Raw genomic sequence first — 2,353 nt, forward strand, 5'->3', positions numbered from 1 at the left:
TGATCAATCTGGCGAAATCGGCAGCCGCTTTGCTTGGGCATGTGCAGGCCAGTGACACCCCTCAACGCATCAGTGATCAAGTCAGGCAATTCTTAGGGACCCGGGACACGGTCGGTATTGCCCGTGGCATCCTCATGGAACGCCACAACCTGAGCCGCGACGAAGCCCTCGCCCGTATCACTGCCGTCTCAAGCGAAACTCACACCCCGGTCAGCGACCTCACCGCCACCATCGCAGAGCGCAAGAACGGCATCGACACCAGCCAGGCCCCCTAATGGAAGGGCCAGAAGAGAACGATCAGCGGCAGGGCACCGCTGCAGCGATACGTGCCTCACCCTTCACACTGCAGGAGGTGTGGCTGCGCTACTTCAGTCTGGCCGGGGACGTCGATGAGTACGAAGTAGACGCGTACCTCAGCGGGATGATCGTCCTGCCACCGGCCGAACGTGACCTCATCGCCCATGCGGTCAACGAACTCATCGACGAGATCCCGGCCCTGCCACGCGCCCCCTACCAGGACCACCTGCCGCCCCAACGAACTCCTGAACAAACACCTGAGCAAGTAGTTCAACAACGACCGCCAGCGACGCCGCGACTGACAGCGACTAACAGGACAGAGGCGGCAGGGCGGGAGGCTATGTCGCCCCTACGCGGATCCTGCGCCGGTGCACCTGACGGGTTTGTCTTAGTTCGCGGGTGAGGCGGTGACGACGACGTTCTTGCCCCAGGGGTCCTCGGTGTAGCAGCTGATGAGGACTACTCGATTGGGGTCCACACCCCAGATGTCGCTGTTCTTGAGGGTTGATTTGAGATAAGTGGTAACCGAATCAACTCGGTAGGTCAGTACCCCGGTGCCTGTGGTCACCGTGAAAGTATCTCCAGGTTCGGCGCTGCTGCTCAGCCGATTGAAAGGTGCATCCTGGTCCTCCCAACTGTGCCCGACTATGTACGTCGTATTTTCTGATCCGCTGCCTGGGACGCCGAAGGGGGAAAGCCAGTACCCATCGAGGGTGAAAGGCGGAACAATGGTTTGGCTTTCCTGGGCGGTTTGGTCAATCCCCAGTCGATATACGGCGACGTCAATGCCCGCCGAGGTGTACGTGATCCGTTGCGGCGCAGAAGCAACCGGAATCTGAACGACGTCGGTAGCAGGCGGCGAGCTGAGAGAAGCAACGTTTTCCTCTACTGCACCCGGTTCAGGAACTGGTACCTGTACCGGATCGGCGGCAGATAGAGATGATTCACCGGCAGGAGGTTCTGACTGTACGGATTTTTCGGTCGTGATGGGTGGCTCGGGGAAGCCATCCGGGTTGAGAGATTCATTTGGTTGTTCGGCAATGGTCGGGCCGGCATTGATTGCTGGTTGGCTGGCTGGTTCGATGCCCGATGAAGATTGAAGGGAGAGCCATAGAGAAGTCAGGAGCAGCGAGAGAACCAGCACGGCGAGTATCGACAGGGTGGAATACCGGTGTTTTCTGGATGCAGGAGAGGGCTGGTTGGAGTCCGGACTGCTGTGCTTACTCATGCTCTGCCGTTCTGAAACGAAGTGAGAGTGGGAAGGCGCCACATTCCATACTGTGACGCCTTCCTACAATGCAGTCTGTAATGGACGTGAAACCTACGAGCTGATCAGGTTTCTCCGCGCTGCCCAGAGGCCAGCGATAAGCAGAGAAATCACAAAACCGCCCAGCAACACAGGAGTATCTTCAGAAGAATCAACCCCGCCGGCAGCTGTTTGGACATTGAATCCCTGATTATCAACCGCACCAACATTTCCGCCCTGCTGGGCCGGCTGTGCTGGCTGGGCCGGTTGGCCCGGCTGTGCTGGCTGGGCCGGTTGGCCCGGCTGGATTGGCTGGGCCGGTTGGCCCGGCTGTGCTGGCTGGGTCGGTTGGCCCGGCTGGCCTGGTTGTGCTGGTTCGCCCGGTCCCGGTGGTGTAGGTGGTGTGACGACGACGGGGGCGCATCCGTTGTTGAAGGTTGCCCGGCCGGTGGCGTCGAAGTTCAGTCCGTTGGGCAGGAAACTGTTGGGCGGGATGATGTCTTGGCTGTGGTCTCCGTGTCCGTTGAGTCCGTTGAGGTCGACGTTGATTGCGACGAACGGGTTTTGTGCGGAACCGGTGGCGTGGCAGATGTCGATCTTGGTTGCAGCTGGTTCGCCCGGTGCCGGTGGTGTAGGTGGTGTGACGACGACGGGTGCGCATCCGTTGTTGAAGGTTGCCCGGCCGGTGGCGTCGAAGTTCAGTCCGTTGGGCAGGAAGGGACTGCTGAAGGTTTAGTTTCCAGTTGGGTGTTGCTGGTTTCGGGCCGCTTTAGTGGCGGCTTGTCCTAGTATCTCGAATTCGATCGGTGT

The 2,353-nt window shown here is 59.8% G+C and carries 3 protein-coding genes; 1 reads left to right on the forward strand and 2 read right to left on the reverse strand.

Going from position 1 to position 2,353, the window contains the following annotated elements; translation table 11 throughout:
* Positions 1-275 (forward strand): ANTAR domain-containing protein (locus RCH21_RS17085; RefSeq protein ID WP_326965411.1); only part of this gene is annotated, 275 nt, incomplete at its 5' end.
* A gap of 56 nt (positions 276-331) precedes the next feature.
* On the opposite strand, the gene RCH21_RS17090 is transcribed toward RCH21_RS17085, so the two are convergent.
* Positions 332-535 (reverse strand): hypothetical protein, encoded by a 204-nt coding sequence (locus RCH21_RS17090; RefSeq protein ID WP_326965412.1) that lies wholly within the window; start codon positions 533-535, stop codon positions 332-334.
* Between the two features lie 150 nt (positions 536-685).
* Positions 686-1,525: a class F sortase gene (locus tag RCH21_RS17095; RefSeq protein WP_326965413.1), complete on the reverse strand. Its 840-nt coding sequence runs from the start codon at positions 1,523-1,525 to the stop codon at positions 686-688.
* Positions 1,526-2,353 lie beyond the last annotated feature (828 nt).

The sequence above is a fragment of the Arthrobacter sp. PL16 genome, assembly GCF_035985055.1.
Classification (GTDB): Bacteria; Actinomycetota; Actinomycetes; order Actinomycetales; family Micrococcaceae; genus Arthrobacter_D; species Arthrobacter_D cheniae.

Coding starts and splice junctions, on each gene's coding strand:
- RCH21_RS17095 (WP_326965413.1), bottom strand. CDS start 1,525: ATGAGTAAGCACAGCAGTCCGGACTCCAACCAGCCCTCTCCTGCATCC.